Source organism: Exiguobacterium sp. s123, from assembly GCF_018617075.1.
GTDB lineage: Bacteria > Bacillota > Bacilli > Exiguobacteriales > Exiguobacteriaceae > Exiguobacterium > Exiguobacterium profundum.
This window is the reverse complement of the sequence record NZ_JACSJL010000008.1, coordinates 16,837-38,353: the sequence shown is the minus strand read 5'-3', so window position 1 is coordinate 38,353 and position 21,517 is coordinate 16,837. Positions and strand designations below refer to the sequence as shown.

The window sequence follows — 21,517 nt, the reverse complement described above, 5'->3', positions numbered from 1 at the left end:
CTTGTCTCCCGTCATTCCTATAATGATAGAGAAGCATAAGAGACTATTCACATAGGGAGTTGTTGAGTGTGTCGAAACAAAGAGTTGCCGTTATTGGGGCAGGACCCGGTGGATTGGCTGCTGCGATGCTACTGGCGCATCGCGGGGTAGACGTCACCGTATTTGAGAAACAACCGTTTGTAGGCGGCAGAACGTCACGCTTAGAAGTAGGCGAATTTGCGTTCGACCGAGGACCTACGTTCTTGAATATGCCGTATATTTTAGAAGAAATTTTTGAAGAGACGGGACGTAATCTGCATGATTATGTCGAGATGAAACAATTGGAGCCGATGTATGATTTGTACTTTGACCGTGGGACGCGTCAACTCTCGATGACAACAGATCGTGATCAGATGTATCGTGCCATCGAAGAACAATTTCCTGGGAATGGGGAAGGCTACGAGCGGTTCATGAGTGAACAGGCGATCAAACTGTCTAAATTGATGCCTGTGCTTCAGACCGCACATGACAAGCTCACTGACTATGTCTCGTTGCGCGTACTTAAGGCGCTACCGTTTCTCTCAATCGGTAAATCGCTTTATGACGTCTTGTCCGAGTACTTCACGAGCGAAGAACTGAAGTATGCGTTCACGTTCCAGGCCAAATATTTAGGGATGTCCGCCTGGGAATGTCCGGGTGGATTCTCCATTCTATCTTACATGGAACACGCCTACGGAGTGCATCACCCGATCGGCGGAGTGAACCAGCTATGTCATGCGATGGCGAAAGTGATTGAAGAAGAGGGAGGCGTCATTCGTTTAGGCGAACCGGTAGAACGTCTTCTCATGGATGGTCGGAACGTGAGGGGTCTCGTGTCCGGAAGTGTCCATTATGCGTTTGATGAAGTCGTGATTGGTGCGGACTTCGCACATGCGATGACGTCGCTCGTTCCAGACGGTAAACTAACGAAGTGGAGTCCGACTCAACTCAAGAAGAAGCGTTACTCGTGCTCGACATTCATGCTTTATCTCGGGCTCGATCACATCTACGAAGATGTGGCGCATCACTCGATTCACTTCGCGGACGATTATGAATTGAATGTCAAAGAGATGACACAAGAATTGAAATTGAGCGAGGACTTCTCGTTTTATGTACAGAATGCCTCACGCATCGACCCGACACTTGCGCCTCCTGGCAAGTCATCGCTTTACGTTCTCGTACCGGTGCCGAACAATTTATCTGGCCTCCCGTGGGAGACGTTACAAGCGACCATGACAGAGCGCGTTCTCGACGCGCTTGAGACACGTTCCCCTTACCGAAACATCCGTCAACACATCGAGGTGATGGAGGCGTTGACGCCTGAGGACTGGGAAGCGTTTGGTGTATATGAAGGTGCAACGTTCAATCTAGGGCACAACTTATCGCAGATGATGTATTTCCGCCCGCATAACCAATTCGAAGAGCTCGACAACGTCTGGCTCGTCGGCGGTGGGACCCACCCAGGAAGTGGGCTGCCGACCATCTTTGAATCAGCGCGGATCACGACGAACCTTTTGCGTGACCGTGCAGGTGTCGGCCGATGAATATTAGCTTTGTCGGAGCAGGGGTCGGTACACTATATGCCGCCCTCTTATTGACGAAACGCAATCCGTCACTTCAAATCACGATTTATGAGAAAGAGGACCGGGTCGGTGGACGCTTGAACTACGTGGAATTCGATAATGGGGCGAAAGTCGATGAAGGTCCAACCATCGTCTTATTGCCGAGTAAACTGAAACAACAACTGATTGAGGCGGGTCTTCCTGAACATGAAGTGGAGTTGATTGAAGTCGATCCACTTTACCGCTTACGTTATCAAGACGGGACATCATTCTATAAATATCGGGAAATCGAGAGACAGGCGGAAGAAATCGAACGAACTTTCGGCGAAGGAGATGCCTTCCGTCAGTACATGTCCCAAAAGAAAGAAGAGTATCGGATTGGCTTCGATACGTTTTTAGATCGTAGTTATGCCTCAAAAGCGGAGTTGTTCGAGCCTAAACTGCTTCTCCTTCTCATGCGGTTAAAAGCATATGAGACGGCTCATGCGAATATGAAACGCTTCTTTGAAGACGAACGTTTACGTGTCGCCTATAGTTTACAAACGCTCTATATCGGCGGAAATCCTTATGCCACTCCTTCGTTATATGGACTCATTCCTTATCGTGAACAAGAAGAAGGAGTCTGGTATGTAAAAGGAGGATATTTTTCGCTAGCCACGAAAATGGAACAAGAGTTGAAGCGTCGAGGTGTTCATTTCGAGATGAATGCTACCGTCAATCGTGTCCATGTCACGGACGGGGTGGCCAATGGAGTCACGGTAAATGACGAATATGTACCGTATGATGCAGTCGTCGTGAACGGTGATTTTCCACTCATGGAGCGCCTGATTGATGGTGTGACGCCAAAGACGTATGAACCGTCAAGCGGTACGTTACTTCTTTATTTCGCCGTCAACGGCGAACTCGACTTACCGATTCACCAATTCGATTTACCGAATGATTTTGAAGGATCGATGCGTACGATCTTTGAGGATGGTAAACTAAGTGAGTATCCAGCGATGTACACCTTTAATCCATCGCGAATGGATGTAACCCTCGCGCCAGAAGGAACGAGTGTATTATATGTTCTTGTCCCGGTTCCTCGAAAATTGGAACGAGAAGACTTTGAGGCACAAGGGACAATCGAACACCTATTAGGAAGAATCGAGGCATTCATGCCTGATTTCCGTGAACGCGTCATCGAGATGAAAGTCCGGACACCGATGGATGCTGAGCGATTCGGATTGTTCGAAGGAGGAAGTTTTGGGATTGCACCAAAGTTATCTCAGTCAGCCGCCTTCAAACCACAAGCGAGACCATTCCCGAAAATCGAACGCCTCTATGCGGTGGGCGCATCCGTCCATCCATGCGGTGGCGTCCCCATCGTTATGATTGGGTCGCAATTACTTGTGAAAAAAATGGAAGAAGAAATGGGGGCAATGCATCGTGACGACACAAGAAGCGTATCGTCAATGTGAGGAAATCATGAAGAAGGGCTCGTTAACCTTTTACCGGGCCTTCTCTTTGCTCTCAAAACCAGACCGTCAAGCGGTCATGGCAGTATATACGTTCTGTCGCACCCTCGATGATGCGGTCGATGAATCAGACCGTCCAGAAGAGAGTTTGGCAGCATTTTTGCATGACTTCGACCGCTTTTTAGCTGGTTACGACCAAGATGAAGCACTATGGGTTGCCCTTCGTGATGTATGGAAACGCTATGACATGGACGTCGAACCATTCTTTGAGTTGGCGGAAGGGATGAAATGGGACTTACATAAGTCACGGTATGAGACGCTAGAAGAGACCGAGCAGTATAGCTATTATGCAGCGAGTACGGTCGGCTTGATGTTGCTCCCGATCCTTGTCCCAAATCAGGACGAAGCGACGACACGTCAGCTAAGACAAGGCGCCATCGACCTTGGCATTGCGATGCAGCTGACCAATATTTTACGAGATGTCGGTGAAGATTTGAATCGAGACCGCATCTATTTACCACGTACGATGATGCGTCAGTACGGTGTGAGTGAAGCGATGTTACAACAACGAGAAGTGACCCCTGTCTTTATCGATCTATGGGAGGCCTTGGCGAATCGAGCAGAGTTCTTGTATGCACGGGCACGGGAAACCCATCATCTGTACCCACTTGCGAGTCGAAAGCCGGTACAAGCAGCAGCTCTTCTCTATGAAGGGATCCTTGATGCGGCCCGTGCGAATCGACATGACGTCTTCACGAAGCGAGCATACGTATCGACCTTACAAAAAGGAAAGTTGTTGGCAAAACTATGAGCAATTTGATTCCCTGTAGACGCTCGATGGCGTCTACAGTTTTTTGCGTACAAAAAAACCACTTTTGGCGGGGGACCAAAAGTGGCGTAAGCGTTATGTGATTCATTCATCGGGGAAATGAATGAATCGGTTTGTGATGAAGCCCTAAAGATGTGCCGGGATTCATGGGGAATGAATCAGTTGGGACATCTTCGTCGAAACAGGATGCTTGATGGACTAAGGGGGAACATCATACGCAAGCTGTCTCGACTACGGGATACGAGTGGGGAAACTCGCTCATCACTTTTTCTCGGGTGTGACAAGTTCAAAACGCGATGAGGCTCGGGGAAGCCATTCGATCGCTACAGGTGTAACAAACGTTACAGAACTGCTTGAACTCGAATATGATATTATCACGTCTTTCAATTGTCGACAAGTGTCGAAACTCGCGTTCACAAAATGTTCATATTGTCAGAGGTATGTCCTCTAACATCGAGCGTGCAGCGAATTGTCCTGAAAGCGTCACCATCGGACTGCCACCGCCAGGATGAGTCGAACCACCAGCAAACCAGATGTTCGATACGTCTGTCGACCGCGGTGCAGGACGGAAAAACGCTCCTTTTTTCGAGTTGGCCGATGTGCCATAAAGTGCCCCATAGTACGCATAAAAATCACGGGTCAAATCTTGTGGGGTCACTCGATTATGGTAGAGCACCTCTTCTTCTTCCCAATCCACACCGAACATACGTAAGCGTCTGCGAATCAAATGCTCATACGTATCTGCATCAATTTCGGTCAGATGTGCCGGAGCATTGACGAGGATGAACAGGTTGTCTCCTGCCTCGCCCATCGACGGATCGGTGGCGGAAGAATTCGAAATATAGATTGTCGGCTCGTCCGCATACCGCTCTTCTTGGAAGAGTGCTTTAAATTCCCTTTCATAGTCGTCTGAGAAATAGACGTTATGGTGTGCCAAATTCAATCGTTTGGACAATCCGACCATCATGACGAATGCGGAAATCGAAGGTTCGACGGTATCGCGTGTCGGGACTGGGAAAGATGGGCGGTCTTTCGCGTCAACGAGTCGCGGGTATTGCGTCAAGAGTTCACCGTTGAGAAGAACGGCATCACACGAGATGACTTCTTGGTCATCGACGACGACCTCATGTGCTTTTCCGTTCAACACATCAATTTTCGTCACTTCATGACCGAGTCGGAACGTCACTCCGAGTTCGCTCGCCCGTTTGGCGAACCCTTTTGCGATATTCCAGTTTCCACCTTTCGCAAAATAGACACCTTCATTCAATTCCAAATGTGCGATAAGGGCGAACGTACCTGGTGTCACGTATGGGCTGCTACCAATGTACGTCGCATAGCGGTCGAGCGCCTGAATAATGCGTGGGTCCTTGAAATACTTCTTGTGAAGGGCGTGCAAACTTTGAAGTGGATGCACTTTGACCATGTCCGCCCAAAGACCGGGATCCAACTTTGTGTCCATTTGTGTGAAGAAGCGCTTATTCGCAATGTCGAACAGCTTTTCCGCTTCATCTAGATAGGCACGCATCTGATTGTGTTTCAACTGGTCACCGGTCAAACGCCGTACTTCGACCTCAAGTTTTGCCCGATCGGCACTGAACGTGAAGGATGACCCGTCTGTGTAGTGGTTGACGGTATGTTGATCGAGCTTGATTAACTCAAAATAGTCATCCGGATTGGCCCCGCTATTTCGAATGACTGAACGAAATACATCCGGCATCGTGATCGTATTTGGACCAAAGTCGAACCGGTGACCGTCGGTTATAATGGGCATGAGTTTGCCACCGACATGTTGATTCTTTTCAATGACCGTGACGTCATAACCTCGTGCTGCGAGCGTGACGGCGGCGCTTAGTCCACCGAGACCAGCCCCAATCACTATGATTTGTTTCATACAATTGTCCCCCTTTAGACGTCTGCTTAGGAATAGTGACGACCTTTCCACGTGATGGGCAACCGTCTCCATTTACGAATGACGGCATTCCCGAGTAAGGTCAAGTAAGCGATTAAACTGAGTGGATGGTACCATGTACCGGACCCATTTGATTTCAGATCGACAGCGAGACGCGCGAGGAGCACGAAAATCGCTGCGCTAATCGTCTGCCAACTCGGTGAAAAGATCCAAGCGAGCATAGCCGTCAACTGGATGCCGTAATATGTCATGAAGTACAAGGCGAGTCCTACTGATTCATTCATTCCCTTGAATACGTTCTTTGAAAACCCGGTCCACACTTCTTCATTCGTTTCATACATGTCGCAGGAGATGAACGGGGAGACTTGAACGAGTGACGTGACTTTTTGATGACGTTTGAACGTTCGACATAAATCGATATCATCAATCAACGACGTTCGAATAGCAGCATGTCCGCCAACTTCCTCGTAGCTGTTCCGCTCGACGAGTACGTTCATGCCATTCGCCGCGGCAAATGCGGGGTGTTTCACTTTACGCCAAAACAAAGGCAGATGTTGGGCGATGAGCACGTGTTGCATCGGAATCAACAATTTCCCGAGAAATGTGGATGTCGGAAATTGAGGGAAACCTGATAAAAAGACGGCCTGCTCTCGAGCGAGCGTGGCATGCATGCGGGCGATAAAACTCGAATCGATCGTGACGTCCGCATCTAAAAAGAGAAGATACGGTTCAGTCGTGCGTGATGCTAGTTGATGACAAGCATGAACTTTTCCGGCCCAGTCATGGGGCAAAGGAACACCTTGGATGACGGTAAAACGGGTATCATTACCGATTGCGCGATTCAATTTTTCATATGTATCATCCTCGGAACGGTCCTCGTAGATATAAACATGAGTCCCATCCGGTATCGCCTGCTTTAAATTTGAAATCAGTCGATCGACGTGACGCGACTCATTGCGCATCGGGATGCAGACGGCTGTCGCCGATGTGCGTCCTGGGTCGGCGAGCGGTCTCAAGAACGAAAGATTGATTAGGGTAAAGATAAACATCGAGAGGGTGAGCAGCCATAAGATCATGAACGTCCCCTCCCAAGTCGGAACATCGTTTCTGTCCATTCAGCAAGATTACGACGTGGTCGAAAGAGCGGCACATAGGCATCAGACCGAATGATGGCGTCTTGTCGCACGTCGTCATAGAGCGCTTCAAGTGCTTGCGCGATTTCCTGCTTCTGAGCTCGTCGTGTCGTCGACGTCACGACTACTGTTCGAAAGCGGACATATACAAGGGGTTCCGCATGGTTCTCAAACGAATAGTACATGGCGCATAATTGGACGGGGCGGTCGTTCAGTAACAACGTCGCGCCAGACTCGATTTCGACAGGTCGAAGTTCCTGTGGCATCTCTTGTCCTTGAGGGAACATCCAGACGGATTTCCCGGACGCGAGCAATTCATTCGCATAAGCCAGTGAGACCCGTACATCGGAGAGACTTCCTTTTTTCACCGAGAAGGCACCGAGGTGTCGAAAGAACGGGAAGCGACGTAGTCCATCCTCATCCATCAACACATGAATATCGTGTCGTAAAAAATGTTCATTGATCATATACATGATGAGACCGTCCCACCACGCGCTATGTGTACTTAAAAATAATCCGGGGGTCGGAACGTCGTCCGTTCGGATATAAATGTTATGGAAGGTGGGACGTATTTGACGTTCCCGCACGAACGTCGAGAACAGGTTATTGAACCATTTCTTTTTGTGTGACTCGATCATCGCGCCCCCTCCTTTCAAGTAGAATCACTCCGGATGTGAGGATGCTGAGGAGCCCGATGCCATAGAGACCTGCATTGACAGCCGTGACACCGAAGAGTGCGTGAAGCATGACGAACAAATAGACGCCGTGCCGGATGAACAAGGAATCAACAGCGCGTTCGTGACGCTGTAACAACCATGAGAAAATAAGGGATAACCCGAACCAACCGATAAAGTTTTGTGTCGGGATATCATAGTACAAGCCGTCATTCGCCCATTCCCAGTAGCCTTTCACGTTTGCCGCTACGGGATCGATTGCCATATCGAGCCATACGGCGAGAATCGGAACGAGCCATAAAATATTGTGGCGGAATGGGAAGAGACGGGCCACGGCAAAACTAGAGCCAATCACGGCAAGCCATGCCGCACCGATAGTGACAGGGACTCCAAACACTGTCGGACCGAACGCCTCAGCGTAGACGTATTCGCTGAACGGGAATCCCGTCTTTACGCCGAATGTCTCCACAGCGATTGAACCGAAGAAAATAAACGGAACAATCCAAGCTCCTTGTCGAATCCCTTGATAAAGAATCGTTCCACCAATCGCCCCGGCTAGCCATAAAAAGACGGGGTTTGCCCACTCGAGCCAAGGCGGAAGCAGGTCGAATCCAACTAAAATCAACCCAATGAAATACCAAACAATAAACCATTTCCAAATAAACGGATACACTTTCATTCCATCACCTCTTCTTTCATTCTAAAGCTCATCGAAGTCTTCGTCTAACAAATGCATGTACAAAAAAGAGCCTCGCTGAACGAGACTCTCAATTGGCCATCCGTTTTCGTCTTTTCACGAACGAAAAGGCGATGAATAAGACATAGAACGGGATGGCGATGAACCAAAATGTCGGCCATTCTTTCCAACGTGCGAACATCATATACGTCACATAGACGAGACTGATGGTAATGATGAACGAGTGACGTGGCAATGGTACATCTTTAAAACTCGGGATGCGAACACGGCTGACCATCAACAAGGCGAGCCCTGTGAAGAAAATCGGTGTCAACAGTTCACTGACGCGGTCACCGAACGTTGTGATGACAGCGAGAAGTCCCCCGGCGGCCGTGATCGGGACACCAGAGAAGTAACTCGCTGCAACGTTTGTCGCTGATAAATTGAAGCGAGCCAGGCGATAGGCACCGAATAGCGGGAAAAGTGCCGCAAAAAACAATCCATAATTGCCGTAATCAATAAAGAAGGTGTAATAAGCGAGCATCGCCGGTGCGACCCCGAACGTGACGATGTCAGCGAGTGAGTCCAATTCTTTCCCAAAATCGCCAGCGACCCCGAGCATACGGGCGAGGCGCCCGTCTAAACTGTCGAGCATCATCGCGATGATGATTAACAGTGTGGCGTTTGAGAAGTCACCACGTGCGGCGTAGACGATGGCGACGACACCACAAAATAAATTTCCGAACGTAAAGGAGTTTGGGACCCACGAACGGATACGTTCTTTCCACATAATTTTGCCCCCAGTAAGGTCATTGGCTGAACCAGTGCCCGTTTGTAAATTGCAGTAAATCTTCAGGTGTTAATTCGATTTGATAGCCGCGTTTTCCAGCAGAAATGGTGATTGTCTCTCTGTCTTGAGCTGCTTCGTGCAGATAGACAGGGAACGGCTTCTTCGCCCCAATCGGAGAGACTCCTCCTCGAATATAACCGGTCAATGTCTCGAGCTCTTTCATCGGGACGGTCGATGCTTTCTTCGCCCCCCAAGCTTTAGCGGCTGCTTTTAAATCGATGTCACGCTCTCCAGAGATGAGAAAGAAGGCATATTGCTTTTTCTCGTTCATGAGACAAATCGTTTTATACAGTTCGTCGAGCGGTTTATTCAATGTCATCGCCACATGTTTAGCTGAGACATCGGTGTCATCGACTTCATACGTATGATAGGTGAACGGAATCTTCTTCTGTTTCAGTTGCCGAGCGGCGTTTGTCAGTTGCATCTGACTCATCCTTTCGTGACCGACTCCTTTTAGAATAGCAAATCAACCAACTTCCCGGCAATTGAACTTCAAAAAACTTTTCAGTAAAGGAAGGAGTTTGAAGCAATGACGAAGAAATGAACAGTGATTCATTTTGAAGGGGGAATGGAAGTGGAGACGATTCAATTGACGACACACAATGGGGTAGGGTGGTTGAAACTGAACCGACCTGAAAAGCTAAACGCCTTGAACGAGACGTTGCTTCGTGAAATGAAAACGGCAATCGACACATTTGAACAGGACGACGCCGTTCGCGTCATCGTCCTTGTCGGTGAGGGACGAGCGTTCTCATCCGGACAAGATTTAACGATCGAGAGCGATGCGGACTATGGGGAATATTTAGAAGACGTGTATCATCCGCTCGTACGTGCACTTTTCTCAAGTCGTAAACCGCTCATCGCAGGGATTCACGGTGTCGTGGCTGGAGCAGGGCTCAGCTTGGCACTCGCGGCAGACGTTCGAATCGTCGCCAAGTCGACGAAGTTCAGCTCGGCGTTCATTAAAATCGGGTTGGTCGCGGATGCGGGCGGTCCATATCACCTGCGTCGACTCATGCGCGACGACCTTGCGTTAGATTGGCTCTGGAGTGGCAGTACGATTGACTCGGAGGCCGCGCGTTCATTCGGGCTCGTCACCGAGCTCGTGGAAGATGCGATGTATACGGAGCGATTGACTTCATATGCGGAGACACTCGCTGCGAAATCACCGGTCGCTGTTCAAGGGATGAAGGCGCTCATGCGAGCCGCTTCATTTGAGGATGGATTGAATGAAGAAATCGAATGGCAACGGAAGTGTGGGGACACGGACGTGCACCGCCAAGCGATGCAGGCATTCTTGATGAAATAAAAAAAGCGGCCGCGGCCGCTTTTTTTTACGTGGTTGATTTTGCTTCGAACTGGAAGCCTTTTTGTTGCCACGTCCCGTATTTCCAACGACGGAACGCGAAGAATCCGCGGAACCACTCATCGAGGGAGAAGGCGAGCCAAATCCCAAGGATACCGAGCCCCATTTGAAGACCGAACAAGTAGCTGAACGCCACGGCGACACCCCACATCGAGGCGATCCCGATCATGACCGGGAAGCGGACGTCCCCGACAGACTTCAACGACCCCATCAAGACGATGTTCATGGCGCGACCCGGCTCTAAAATGAGTGTCGCCCATAAGATGGGCACACCGACCGCGATGATGTCAGGGTTTGACGTGAAGAGACCGAGTAGCGATTCGCTGAACACCGCTAAACCGAGAGAGGCGACGAACGAAGCGAACATGGCAATCTTCAAGGTCTTGACGGCACGATGATAGGCTTCTTTAAAACGTTTCCCTCCAATATCCCGTGCGATCAAAAGCTGGGTCCCTTGCGCGACGGCGACGGTGAACAAGAAGGCAAGCATCGACAAGTTCATCACGTACACCCGAGCAGCGAGGGAAGCCTCGCCCATCGTCGCGATAAATCCAGTGATGATAATTTGGGATGCCTGATACGACAAGTTCTCCCCGGCAGAAGGAACACCGATTTGAAGGAGTGACTGGATGTCGTCTTTCTTCGGACGAATCACTTCTTTTAACGGGAAGCGAATCATGAGCTTCCGTTTGACGAGCCAGAACAAGAGAACCATAGCGGCGAATCGTGCGATCACGATGGCCCAAGCGACACCGGCAACGCCTGTGACCGGAAGGCCAAACCAGCCGGTAACGGCAAAAATGGCACCGACGGCGGTGATGATATCAATCAGAAGCGTCGCGAGCATGGCGTGTTTCGTCATCCCGTGACTCCGGAGGATCGAACTGAGCGCCATGATGAGTGCTTCGGTGAATAACGACAAGCCGACGATTTGCAGGAACAACAACCCGTGTGCAAACAGTTCGTCCGATAGACCGAACAGGCGTAAGAACGTTTCGCCGAACAAGAAGATGACGCCGACCATGATCGCACCGAGCCACATGTTCAAACTGACGGCGGAGCGGGCGAAGTCACGACTCTTCTTCATGCGCCCAGCCCCGATGGCCTGACCGATCAAAATGGTCGCCCCGACAGACGTCACACTAAAGACGATCAAGAACACGTTTAAGATTTGGTTGGCAACCCCGACGGCTGAGGCGGCGGCGTCTGAGTAGTGAGCGAGCATCAATGTGGCGATGATCCCGGTTCCCATATGGAGGGCAAGTTCGATGAAAATCGGCCACGACAGTTTGAACAGGGTGAGCTGTTCCGTTTGTTTCGTCTGCATGTAGTGTATTCTCCCTTTTCTCTATAATTCTTTCTGTTAACTATTTGTTTTATAAAAATGTCAAAGGTCATCTTACTCCTTATGAAATGAAAAAGAAAGGGGTTTGCTAAATTATTTTCAACAAAAAAATCACCCGAAGAAATCAGGTGATTTTCGAATTTATTTCAATTTCAGAATAGCAGCACTAAATGGCGCCAGTTCGATTTCGAGTGAGTCGAGGTCGCGGTCATGCAAGAGGTCCGTGGCTGCTCCTGTATAACCGAGCGGATTCAGTTTCGAAGCAGAGTCTGAGTTGTTGAAGTAAACCAAGTATGTCTCATCTTTCGTACACCGCTCGATGATGACCGCATTGTTCGCATCGTCGACCAGGTTGAAGCGATACGAGCCGGCATTTGCGAGCACAGGGTGGTCCTTACGAAGCTGGATGAGCTTTTGGATGTAGCGGAAGAGGTTACGGTCTTCTTCGGCTTCATCCCATGGCATACAGCGACGGCAACCCGGGTCTTGTTCGCCTTCAAGTCCGATTTCGTCCCCGTAGTAAATACATGGGCTACCTGTATAAGTCAGCATCGACGTCATCAAGAGTTTGAACTTGCCTTTATGTCCTTTCGCCCGTGTCAACGCACGAGGTGTATCGTGCGAATCGATCAAGTTGAAGGTGACTTCGTTGACGTTCATCGTGTTCATCATCTCGACACGCGTCAGCTCGTTACGGAACTCCGAAGCGGTCGTCCGGTCGAGGGCGAAGTAGTTCAAGCTCGCATTCGTGAACGGGTAGTTCATGACGGCATCGAACTGGTCACCTTGTAACCAAGGCTGTGCGTCGTGCCAAATCTCCCCGAGGATGTAGGCTTCCGGGTTCGCATTTTTGACCGCCGTGCGGAAGTCACGCCAAAACGCATGGTCGACTTCGTTAGCGACGTCAAGACGCCACCCGTCGATACCGAATTCTTCGACCCAGTAACGGGCAACATCTAATAAGTAGGCTTTTAACTCTGGATGCTCTGTATTGATCTTCGGCATGTTCTTTTCGAATGCGAAGGTGTCGTAGTTCGGCTTCGGCTCTGTCGCAATCGGGAACTCGCGAAGATAGAACCAATCGCGATACTCAGAAGATGGCCCGTTCTCGACGACGTCTTGGAACCATGGGTGATGATATCCGACATGGTTGAAGACCGCGTCGAGCATGACTTTGATGCCGTTCTCGTGCAAGAGGTCGACCATCTCTTTAAATTTCTCTTTCGTCCCGAACTGCGGATCGATTTCCATATAGTCGAGCGTATCGTACTTATGGTTCGTCGTCGCTTTAAAGATCGGGCAGAAGTAGATGCCGGTGATCCCAAGTTCGACTAAATGATCGATATGGTCGATCACTCCTTGGAAGTCGCCACCGAAGAAGTTTGTCGTCGTCGGCTCTGTCGAGTTCCATGGGAGCGTCTCTTCAGGATTGAGTGAAGCATCGCCATTGGCGAAACGGTCCGGGAAGATTTGATACCAGACCGTATCCTTCACCCAGGAGGGTGCATGGAAGATATCGATCGGGTTGATGAATGGGACACAGAAGTAGTAGCCCGTATCATCGAGCGGCTTCTCCTCGAACCATCCTTTTTCAGTGTAGACGGCCGTCTCTTGTCCATCATTCAAACGGAAACCGTAACGTAGACGTCGGAACGGCGGTTTGATAGCGATGAACCAATAGTCATAGGCGTCGTCAAACCCGATCTTCTCCATTGGAGTCTCGTATGTACGCCAGTAGCTCGGCTTGTCCGGATCGAAGTTCCACATGGCTGGGTCTTCAGCGTGCCAATCATATGGGTCGTTCCAAATCAAATCGACCGACTCGATATCGCCTCGCTTCGTATGGAAACGAATATGGATCGTCTCACGATCATATTTGTAGACGAACGGGGACATGGCACGATGATAAATCGCTTCTTTCATCATAAGGAAAACATTCCTTTCTTTATAGGGGATGACATCATTTTACAACATCGGGAATCCATGAGAACAGATGTTGCGAAAACGTTTGCTCAAGCAAAGGTTAATAAAGCGTTTACATTTTGTCAATTGCTGAAACGCATAAAAAGTGAAGATTTAAGAACAAACATTTGAAAATTACATAAATGGGTCAACAGACGTAAAAAAAGTGTAAAAAAAGACTTGTAAAACGCTTTCACAACTGTATAATAAAAATTGAGGTGAGGATGCAAACGTTTTCACTACCATGTCAATTTCGTAGCGGAGTTTTAAAATTGACGTGGTCGTGCGATTGCGCAAATCTGACCATACTATTTCCTTGGGGAGGTTTTTCATCATGAAGATGAAAAAAATGGTAGCAGGACTTTCAACAGCAGTATTCGCATTCGGTGCACTTGCTGCATGTGGTGGCGGAACGGACAACGGATCTTCTAACGAAGGTGGTTCTTCAAGCGAGAACAAACCTGAAAAGATCGTAGTCTGGGAAGACATCGAAAAGTCTGAAACAACGAAAGAAGTTGCGAAGGCGTTCGAAGAAGAGCATGGCGTAAAAGTTGAAGTTGTCGAAGTACAGATGACAGACCAAAAAGACAAGCTTGCGCTTGACGGTCCAGCTGGAAAAGGTCCAGACATCGTGCTCGTACCACACGACCAGATCGGTACAATCGCAGACCAAGGTCACTTGGCTCCAATCGCTGACGAAGGATCGCTTGACGCGTTCACAGACGCTGCGAAATCAGCTGTCATGTACGATGGTCAAGCTTACGGATATCCAAAATCAGTTGAGACACCAATTCTCATGTACAACAAAGACTTGATGGCTGAAGCTCCAGCATCTATGGACGACCTTTACAAGTTATCAAACGATGTGAAAGCTGACGGGCAGTACGGATTCCTCGCACTTTGGGATAACTTCTACTTCGCACATGGTGTTGTCGCTGGATTCGGCGGATACGTGTTCAAAGAAGACGGTGGCGCACTCGACCCAGCGGATATCGGTTTGAACAACGAAGGTGCAGTTGAAGGATTCGAATACATCGGTAAATGGTACGAAGAAGGCCTCTTCCCTAAAGGGTTGATCGGTGAGTCTGGTGGCCAAGCGATGGACCAACTCTTCACTGAGAAGAAAGCTCATTCAGTCATGAACGGACCATGGGCTGTGGCTGGTTACACAGATGCAGGCGTGAACCTCGGAGCGGCTCCAATGCCAACACTTCCGAACGGTGAGCCAATCAAGACGTTCATGGGTGTGAAAACATATGCCCTTTCAGCTTACACAGAAAACCAAGAGTGGGCTGAAATGTTCCTTCAAGAGTTGACGAATGAAGAAAACGCATTGGCAATGTTTGAAGCATACAACGAGATCCCGCCAGTAGCAGCACTCGAGTCGAACGAGACAATCACGTCGAACGAAGTTGCGAAAGCGGTATTCGACCAAGCAACAAACGCAATCCCAATGCCGAACATTCCTGAAATGGGACAAGTTTGGGAGCCAATGGCACAAGCACTTCAGCTTGTAGCAACTGGTAAACAAGATGCACAAAAATCTGCAGACGATGCAGTGAAAGTCATCGAACAACAAATCCAAGCGAACAACCAATAAGGAATTGAGATGAAGGGGTACGTCACATGGCGTTCCCCATCATTTTCTAGCATTGAGCAAACGTTTGCTTGATTGATTTGCTCAAATCGAAAGGAGAAACTGAGGATGGCTGCAATTGCGAACCCTAAATCACCGGACCAACGCCCGGACAAGCCTACAAACCATGCTCGGAACGCGGGACTACTTTCCATCATTCCGGGACTCGGACAGTTATACAACAAACAATACGCGAAGGCGGTAGCGTTCTTTATCGTCGTCGTATCTTATTTTGCCGTAAACTATGATCTATTTTTCAAAGGGGCGGGCGCCGGACCAGGTGACCGTGGAGGACTTTGGGGATTGATCACGCTTGGTGAAGTGCCAGGACCTCGTAACGACCACTCCATCTTCTTGATGGTCGAGGGGATTGTCGCGTTAATTTTACTTTTCTTCGGAATCGCGTTCTATGTTTGGAACATTCGTGACGCCTATCGTGTCGGTCGCGCTCGTGATCAGCATCTAAACCTTCCATCGTTCCAAATGCAACTTCGCAACTTGCGTGACCATGGATTCCCATACTTAATGTTAATCCCATCACTCATTTTGTTAGTGTTTACCGTTATTCTTCCATTGATTTTTACGTTCTTGATCGCCTTTACGAACTATCGCTACAACAACGCACCACCAGCGAAACTCGTCGAATGGGTCGGATTCGAGAACTTTACACGTATTTTTGAAATCGATATTTTCCGTGACACGTTCGTCGGCGTACTCGGCTGGACGCTTGTTTGGACGGTCGCTTCAACGACAGGTGTCATCGCAATCGGGATCTTCCTTGCGGTACTCTTGAACCAAGAAGGACTTCGCTTCCGTCGTTTGTTCCGTTCGATCTTGATTCTTTCATGGGCGGTCCCAGCATTCATCACGATCTTGATCTTCCGCTCGATGTTCAACGAATCGTTCGGGGTGTTCAATACGACAATCTTGCCGGCACTCGGTCTTGACCCGGTCAACTGGATGACCGATCCGACGGCGACACGTACGGCACTCGTGCTCATTCAATGGTGGCTCGGCTTCCCATTCATCATGACGCTCATGACGGGTGTGCTTCAGTCGATTCCTGGTGACTTGTATGAAGCGGCGACGATTGACGGAGCAACGATCTTCGACAAGTTCCGCTTGATCACATTGCCGATGCTCTTGTTCGCGACAGCACCGATTTTGATCACGCAGTTCACGTTCAACTTCAACAACTTCAACATCATCTATCTCTTTAATGGCGGTGGCCCTGCTGTACCTGGACAAACGGCCGGCGGTACCGACATCTTAATTTCTTGGATTTACAAATTGTCTCTCGGTGCCAACCCGCAATACGGACTTGCGGCTGCGATCACACTCATCTTGTCATTCTTCATCATGACACTTGCCGTGATCCAGTTCCGTCGGACAAAATCTTTCAAAGACGAGGATATGATCTGATATGAAAAAACAAAAACGAATCAATTTGGCGATCTCGTATGTCATCTTGACGCTTGCGTCGATCATCATTCTCTATCCGATGCTTTGGGTTGTCGGTACATCGTTCAACCCGGGGCGTACGATTACGTCAACGATTATTCCGTCGAACCCGACGTTTATTCACTACAAAAACTTGTTTGACCTAACGATTTCGGATTATAGTTTATGGTATGTGAACACGTTGAAAATCGCTTTCATCACGATGGCACTCTCTGTCGTCTTGGTGACGATTACCGGATACGTCTTCTCACGTTACCGCTTCGTCGGACGGAAGAACTCGCTCGTCTTGTTCCTCGTCCTTCAGATGGTGCCACAGTTCGTTGCGATCATCGCGATTTATGTATTGCTCAACATGCTAAACCTTCTTGACACACATACAGCGCTCATCTTGCTCTATGCGGGTGGTGCGATTCCGATGAACACGTACTTGGCGAAAGGGTACTTCGACACGATTCCAAAAGAACTTGACGAAGCAGCCCGCATGGATGGTGCCGGTCACCTCCGAATCTTCTGGCAAATCATCTTGCCGCTCGCGAAGCCGATTGTCGCAACGATTGCTCTCTTTAACTTCATGGGACCATTCAACGACTTTATCTTGGCATCGCTCGTCCTTCGTTCACCAGAGAAACAAACATTGGCAGTTGGCCTTTACAACATGATTTCGAAACAGTTTGATAATAACTTCACGTTATTCGCGGCAGGTGCGGTTCTTTCGGCCCTTCCAATCGTCATCTTGTTCTTCATGTTCCAACGCTACTTCGTTTCTGGCCTCACAGCGGGTGGTACGAAAGGATAATACTCGTAAAAGGAGGAAGCGATATGAGGCGAGGCGTCGTGCTCGTGCTCCTGTCGCTTCTTTTGTTTCCGACCGTCGTCGGAGCAAAGGAAGCCGCTACTTGGGAACAAGAACGCATGTATTTTATTATGGTCGACCGATTTGTTGACGGGAATCCCGACAACAATGAACAGGTGGACAAAGATGATCCGAAAGCGTTTCACGGAGGTGATATCCGTGGGGTCATTGAGAAGCTCGATTATATCGAATCACTCGGCTTCACATCGATTTGGTTGACACCCGTTTTTGAAAATATGCCGGACGGCTATCACGGGTATTGGATTAAAGATTTTTATAACATCGACCCACAGTTTGGGACGAAAGAGGATTTACAGGAACTCGTTCAGGAAGCGCACAAGCGAGACATGAAAGTCATTCTCGACTTTGTCGTCAACCACGTCGGTCCGAACCACCCATGGGTTAAAGAAAAGCCGGAATGGTTTCACGAACAGTTACCGATTGTATTCTGGAAAGACCAGGAGCAGGTCGAGACGCACTGGTTGTTCGACTTACCTGACTTCAAAACAGAGGATCCGGAAGTCAAATCGTATTTGATTGACGCGGCGAAGTACTGGATCGAAGAGACGGACATCGACGGCTATCGCCTCGATACGGTTCGTCACGTCGATAAAGCGTTCTGGAAAGACTTTGTCGAAGGTGTGCGGTCGGTCGACCCAGACTTCTATTTACTCGCCGAAGTGTTCGACCCAGACCCGCAATACGTCGCGCAATATGACGATCTCGGGTTCAACAGCATCACAAACTTTACGTTTTATGACCGGGTGTCGAAAACGATGACGCAACAGCAAGCGAACGTCGATGAGATTGACGTTGCCGCAAGCTATGCCGAAACGTTCTTCAACGACCCGAACCAGATGGCGACGTTCCTCGATAATCACGATGTCGAACGCTTCATGCATATGGCGGAACTCGGCGGTGTGGAATCAGCGGAACGACGATTACGCCTCGGGTTGTTCGCGCTTTATGCGTCACCTGGTATGCCGATCGTCTTCCAAGGAACAGAAAATGCGCAGACCGGTGGAACCGACCCGGCGAACCGTGTCATGACGGAATTCCCGGGAAATGAAGAGTTGCACGAATACGTCGCGACGATGAACCGCATGCGGGAAGAATATCCGGTCTTTGCGACAGGAGAGCAGCGCATGATCGCCTCAGAAGACGGGATGGCCGTCTTCGAACGGAAAGACGGAGATGACGTCGCGCTCTATGCGATCAACATGAATCGTGACGATCGGGAGATTGAGATCGATGTCAGTGAAATCGGGGAAGATACGAGACTTCGTGGTCTCTTATTCTCACAACTGGTCACAGATCAGCGCGGAACGTTTACAATTGAACTGTCTGGTGAAAGTGCGAACGCTTACATCGTTGAGGAATCTTCGGTCAATCCGTGGATGATGGGCTTGCTCGTCGTTACGATTCCGATTTTCTTGACTGGTTTGGTCATGTGGAAGCGCCGCAAATAAAGACATGAAACGCCGCAAGGCACGAATCGAACTCACGGAAGCAGGGGGGAACACCATGCAAATCACAATCAAAGATGTGGCGAAGCACGCGAACGTCGCGCCGTCGACAGTCTCTCGCGTCATCGCCAACAGCCCAAGAATCAGTCAAAAGACAAAAGAACGGGTCAGAAGTTCCATGGAAGAGCTCGGGTATCATCCGAACATTCATGCGAGAAGTCTCGCTAACCGCTCGACGCAGTCGATTGGTCTCGTTATGCCGAGCGCGGCAACAAAGACGCTTCAAAACCCGTTCTTCCCGGAAGTGCTACGAGGAATTAGCACGAAGGCGCACCAGAATGGATACTCGCTTTATATGACGACCGGCGTGACAGAAGAAGAAGTTTTGTCCGGTGTGATCGAGATGGTACAAGGACGCCGTGTCGACGGTGTCATCGTTCTTTATTCACGTGAAGACGACCAAGTCGTCCAATACTTACGTCAAACGAAGTTTCCGTTCGTCGTGGTCGGGAAGCCGTTCGGGGACGCTTCTTCCATCACTTACGTCGATACGGACAACTATTTGGCTGGTCGTGAAGTGACGAAACATCTTTATAACTTAGGTCATCGTCGCATCGCCTTCATCGGGGGATCGGATAAACTCGCCGTCACACAAGATCGTCGAAACGGGTACGCGACGGCCCTCATGGAAGCAGGCATCCCGGTATGCGAAGATTACATCGCCCGGGCTGAATTCATGACGAAGGGCGGCGCGAAGGCCGTGCGTGAACTGTTACAAAATGAGGAACCACCGACAGCCGTCGTTGTCAGTGACGATATGATGGCACTCGGCGTCATCAGCACATTAAGCGAGATGGGGCTCAAAATCCCAGAGGACGTCGCGGTCGTCAGTTTCAATAACGTGTATATCGCGGAACATTCGAACCCGCCACTCACGTCGGTCGAAATTAACATCTTCGGTCTCGGTTTCGAGGCGACGAACTGTTTGATCGAACAAATCAGTGATAATGCACCCCCTTATGGGAAGCGTGTCATTGTGCCACATTATCTGGTCGTCCGCCAATCATGTGGGCAGAAAAAGAAAACAGAAGTCGTCGATTAAACGAAATTCTTCCGCATCCTGTGGAAGAATTTTTTTGTACAAAAATTAGACGCATACAATAGTAGAATAATCAATCGGTCAAAAGTCATAATATTACATAAAGATTACAAATGTGAAAACAGTGCTTGAAAAGAAAGCGTGGGGGAACATTCACATTACCGGTTCAAATAGCAGATTGTTGTGAATCTGCCAAACCAACAACCAAAAAATAAAAAATTTGAAAGGGAGATACAATCATGGATAACAAACGTTATGTAGGTACTTACTATCAGGAGTCAGAGCTTGTTTCAAAAATTGATGAGCTTCGTGCTCAAGGGCATCGCGAAGATGATTTATACGTAGTAGTGAAAGATAAATCGAACCTTTCAATGGTTCAAGGTTCAACGGATGCAGAAGTAAAAGAAACGAAAGCGTCATGGCTTGATCGCTTTTTCGGAGTAGCAGACGAAGGAGATGAAGTTCGTCACACTTTTGATAAACTCGGTTTTTCAGAAGAAGAGACAGCGCGCTACCATCAAGACATCGAGAACGGTGGCATGGTTCTCTTGTTAGATACGAATGACGGCGTGTTCGATAATGGTCGTAACGATACGTTCGAGGGCGGTCGCACATCAGCAGGTTATGGTTCAGAAGGGAATGAGGCAGGTAACACGACTGCTCATAACCTTGGCACAACTGGGGCTGGGATTGGCGCTAACCGTTTAAATGATATGGACGAAGACATCCGTAACCGTACGGACTTGACGGACGAACAGAAACTCGAGTTGCACGAAGAGCGTCTCCTTGTGAACAAGGAACGTGTGCAAACCGGTGAAGTTCGCGTCGATAAAGATGTCGTCGAACGTGAAGAACGCGTGGACGTTGAAGTAGAGCGCGACGAAGTGTATGTTGAACGCCGCCGCGTCGACGGAGACCGTGAAGCGACAGGACATTCTTATGATGCGACGACAGAACGTGATGAGATTCGCGTTCCAGTCACGGAAGAACGTGTCAATGTGACGAAAAAAGATGTCGTGGCCGAAGAAATTGTCGTAGGCAAAGAAAAAGTCAAAGATACGGAAGAGGTACGTGAGACGTTGCGTAAAGAAGAAGCGCATATCGAAGGGGATGATGACCTTCGTCACCGCGATCATGATCACACGCGTCGCGATGAGCGTGACCGCCTCTAATCGATTGACCAGTATCTCGACAAGGATGGCTCTCTCTAAGGGACCATCTTTT

The 21,517-nt window shown here is 49.2% G+C and carries 18 protein-coding genes; 10 read left to right on the top strand and 8 right to left on the bottom strand.

The genetic code is table 11. The annotated features are described in order from the left end of the window. The first annotated feature begins 68 nt into the window (after positions 1-68). From KNO72_RS13085 to KNO72_RS13075, 3 genes are read left to right on the top strand one after another with little or no spacing between them, the layout of a single operon-like run. Positions 69-1,562 carry a phytoene desaturase family protein gene (locus tag KNO72_RS13085; protein ID WP_214758429.1) on the top strand — a complete coding sequence of 498 codons (1,494 nt, stop codon included), beginning with the start codon at positions 69-71 and terminating at the stop codon, positions 1,560-1,562. Continuing rightward, on the top strand, positions 1,559-3,037 hold the full coding sequence (locus KNO72_RS13080) for a phytoene desaturase family protein (protein WP_214689338.1): 1,479 nt from the start codon (positions 1,559-1,561) through the stop codon (positions 3,035-3,037). Before KNO72_RS13085 ends, KNO72_RS13080 begins: the two co-directional genes overlap by 4 nt. Beyond that, on the top strand, positions 3,006-3,845 hold the full coding sequence (locus KNO72_RS13075) for a phytoene/squalene synthase family protein (protein ID WP_214685847.1): 840 nt from the start codon (positions 3,006-3,008) through the stop codon (positions 3,843-3,845). The genes KNO72_RS13080 and KNO72_RS13075 overlap by 32 nt, the downstream gene beginning before the upstream one ends. A gap of 442 nt (positions 3,846-4,287) precedes the next feature. On the opposite strand, the gene KNO72_RS13070 is transcribed toward KNO72_RS13075, so the two are convergent. The 6 genes from KNO72_RS13070 to ybaK all read right to left on the bottom strand — a co-directional run bounded on the left by KNO72_RS13070 (position 4,288) and on the right by ybaK (position 9,529). Then, a complete protein-coding gene (locus KNO72_RS13070) occupies positions 4,288-5,754 on the bottom strand; it encodes a phytoene desaturase family protein (RefSeq protein ID WP_214685849.1) in 1,467 nt (488 codons plus the stop codon). A 26-nt stretch (positions 5,755-5,780) separates the two neighbouring features. Next, on the bottom strand, positions 5,781-6,848 hold the full coding sequence (locus KNO72_RS13065) for a glycosyltransferase family 2 protein (RefSeq protein ID WP_214758427.1): 1,068 nt from the start codon (positions 6,846-6,848) through the stop codon (positions 5,781-5,783). Next, on the bottom strand, positions 6,845-7,543 hold the full coding sequence (locus KNO72_RS13060) for a lysophospholipid acyltransferase family protein (protein ID WP_214758425.1): 699 nt from the start codon (positions 7,541-7,543) through the stop codon (positions 6,845-6,847). The genes KNO72_RS13065 and KNO72_RS13060 overlap by 4 nt, the downstream gene beginning before the upstream one ends. Beyond that, a complete protein-coding gene (locus KNO72_RS13055) occupies positions 7,509-8,258 on the bottom strand; it encodes a carotenoid biosynthesis protein (RefSeq protein WP_214758423.1) in 750 nt (249 codons plus the stop codon). The genes KNO72_RS13060 and KNO72_RS13055 overlap by 35 nt, the downstream gene beginning before the upstream one ends. An 88-nt stretch (positions 8,259-8,346) precedes the next feature. Next, positions 8,347-9,045, bottom strand: a complete 699-nt coding sequence (pssA, locus tag KNO72_RS13050; protein ID WP_074037646.1) for a CDP-diacylglycerol--serine O-phosphatidyltransferase — start codon at positions 9,043-9,045, stop codon at positions 8,347-8,349. A gap of 19 nt (positions 9,046-9,064) precedes the next feature. Next, positions 9,065-9,529: a Cys-tRNA(Pro) deacylase gene (ybaK, locus tag KNO72_RS13045; protein WP_159561895.1), complete on the bottom strand. Its 465-nt coding sequence runs from the start codon at positions 9,527-9,529 to the stop codon at positions 9,065-9,067. A gap of 144 nt (positions 9,530-9,673) precedes the next feature. On the opposite strand from ybaK, the gene KNO72_RS13040 reads away from it, so the two are divergent. Then, positions 9,674-10,414 carry an enoyl-CoA hydratase/isomerase family protein gene (locus KNO72_RS13040; RefSeq protein WP_240499870.1) on the top strand — a complete coding sequence of 247 codons (741 nt, stop codon included), beginning with the start codon at positions 9,674-9,676 and terminating at the stop codon, positions 10,412-10,414. 25 nt (positions 10,415-10,439) lie between these two features. On the opposite strand, the gene KNO72_RS13035 is transcribed toward KNO72_RS13040, so the two are convergent. Together KNO72_RS13035 and KNO72_RS13030 are read right to left on the bottom strand one after the other, a co-directional pair. After that, positions 10,440-11,798 carry an MATE family efflux transporter gene (locus tag KNO72_RS13035; RefSeq protein ID WP_078146449.1) on the bottom strand — a complete coding sequence of 453 codons (1,359 nt, stop codon included), beginning with the start codon at positions 11,796-11,798 and terminating at the stop codon, positions 10,440-10,442. 159 nt (positions 11,799-11,957) lie between these two features. Continuing rightward, complete coding sequence (locus tag KNO72_RS13030; RefSeq protein ID WP_078146450.1) at positions 11,958-13,742, bottom strand: glycoside hydrolase family 13 protein; 1,785 nt, start codon at positions 13,740-13,742, stop codon at positions 11,958-11,960. A 370-nt stretch (positions 13,743-14,112) separates the two neighbouring features. On the opposite strand from KNO72_RS13030, the gene KNO72_RS13025 reads away from it, so the two are divergent. From KNO72_RS13025 to KNO72_RS13000, 6 genes are all read left to right on the top strand, one after another. After that, entirely contained in the window at positions 14,113-15,378 is a 1,266-nt protein-coding gene (locus tag KNO72_RS13025; RefSeq protein WP_078146451.1) for an extracellular solute-binding protein, read from the top strand. Between the two features lie 105 nt (positions 15,379-15,483). Then, a complete protein-coding gene (locus KNO72_RS13020) occupies positions 15,484-16,836 on the top strand; it encodes a sugar ABC transporter permease (protein ID WP_015880983.1) in 1,353 nt (450 codons plus the stop codon). 1 nt (position 16,837) lies between these two features. Further along, on the top strand, positions 16,838-17,671 hold the full coding sequence (locus KNO72_RS13015) for a sugar ABC transporter permease (protein ID WP_015880984.1): 834 nt from the start codon (positions 16,838-16,840) through the stop codon (positions 17,669-17,671). A 23-nt stretch (positions 17,672-17,694) separates the two neighbouring features. Next, positions 17,695-19,197, top strand: a complete 1,503-nt coding sequence (locus KNO72_RS13010; RefSeq protein WP_214689326.1) for an alpha-amylase family glycosyl hydrolase — start codon at positions 17,695-17,697, stop codon at positions 19,195-19,197. A gap of 55 nt (positions 19,198-19,252) precedes the next feature. Further along, positions 19,253-20,296, top strand: coding sequence for a LacI family DNA-binding transcriptional regulator (locus KNO72_RS13005; RefSeq protein ID WP_078146452.1), 1,044 nt, complete (start codon positions 19,253-19,255; stop codon positions 20,294-20,296). Between the two features lie 236 nt (positions 20,297-20,532). After that, entirely contained in the window at positions 20,533-21,465 is a 933-nt protein-coding gene (locus KNO72_RS13000; protein ID WP_078146453.1) for a YsnF/AvaK domain-containing protein, read from the top strand. The last annotated feature ends 52 nt before the right edge of the window (positions 21,466-21,517 follow it).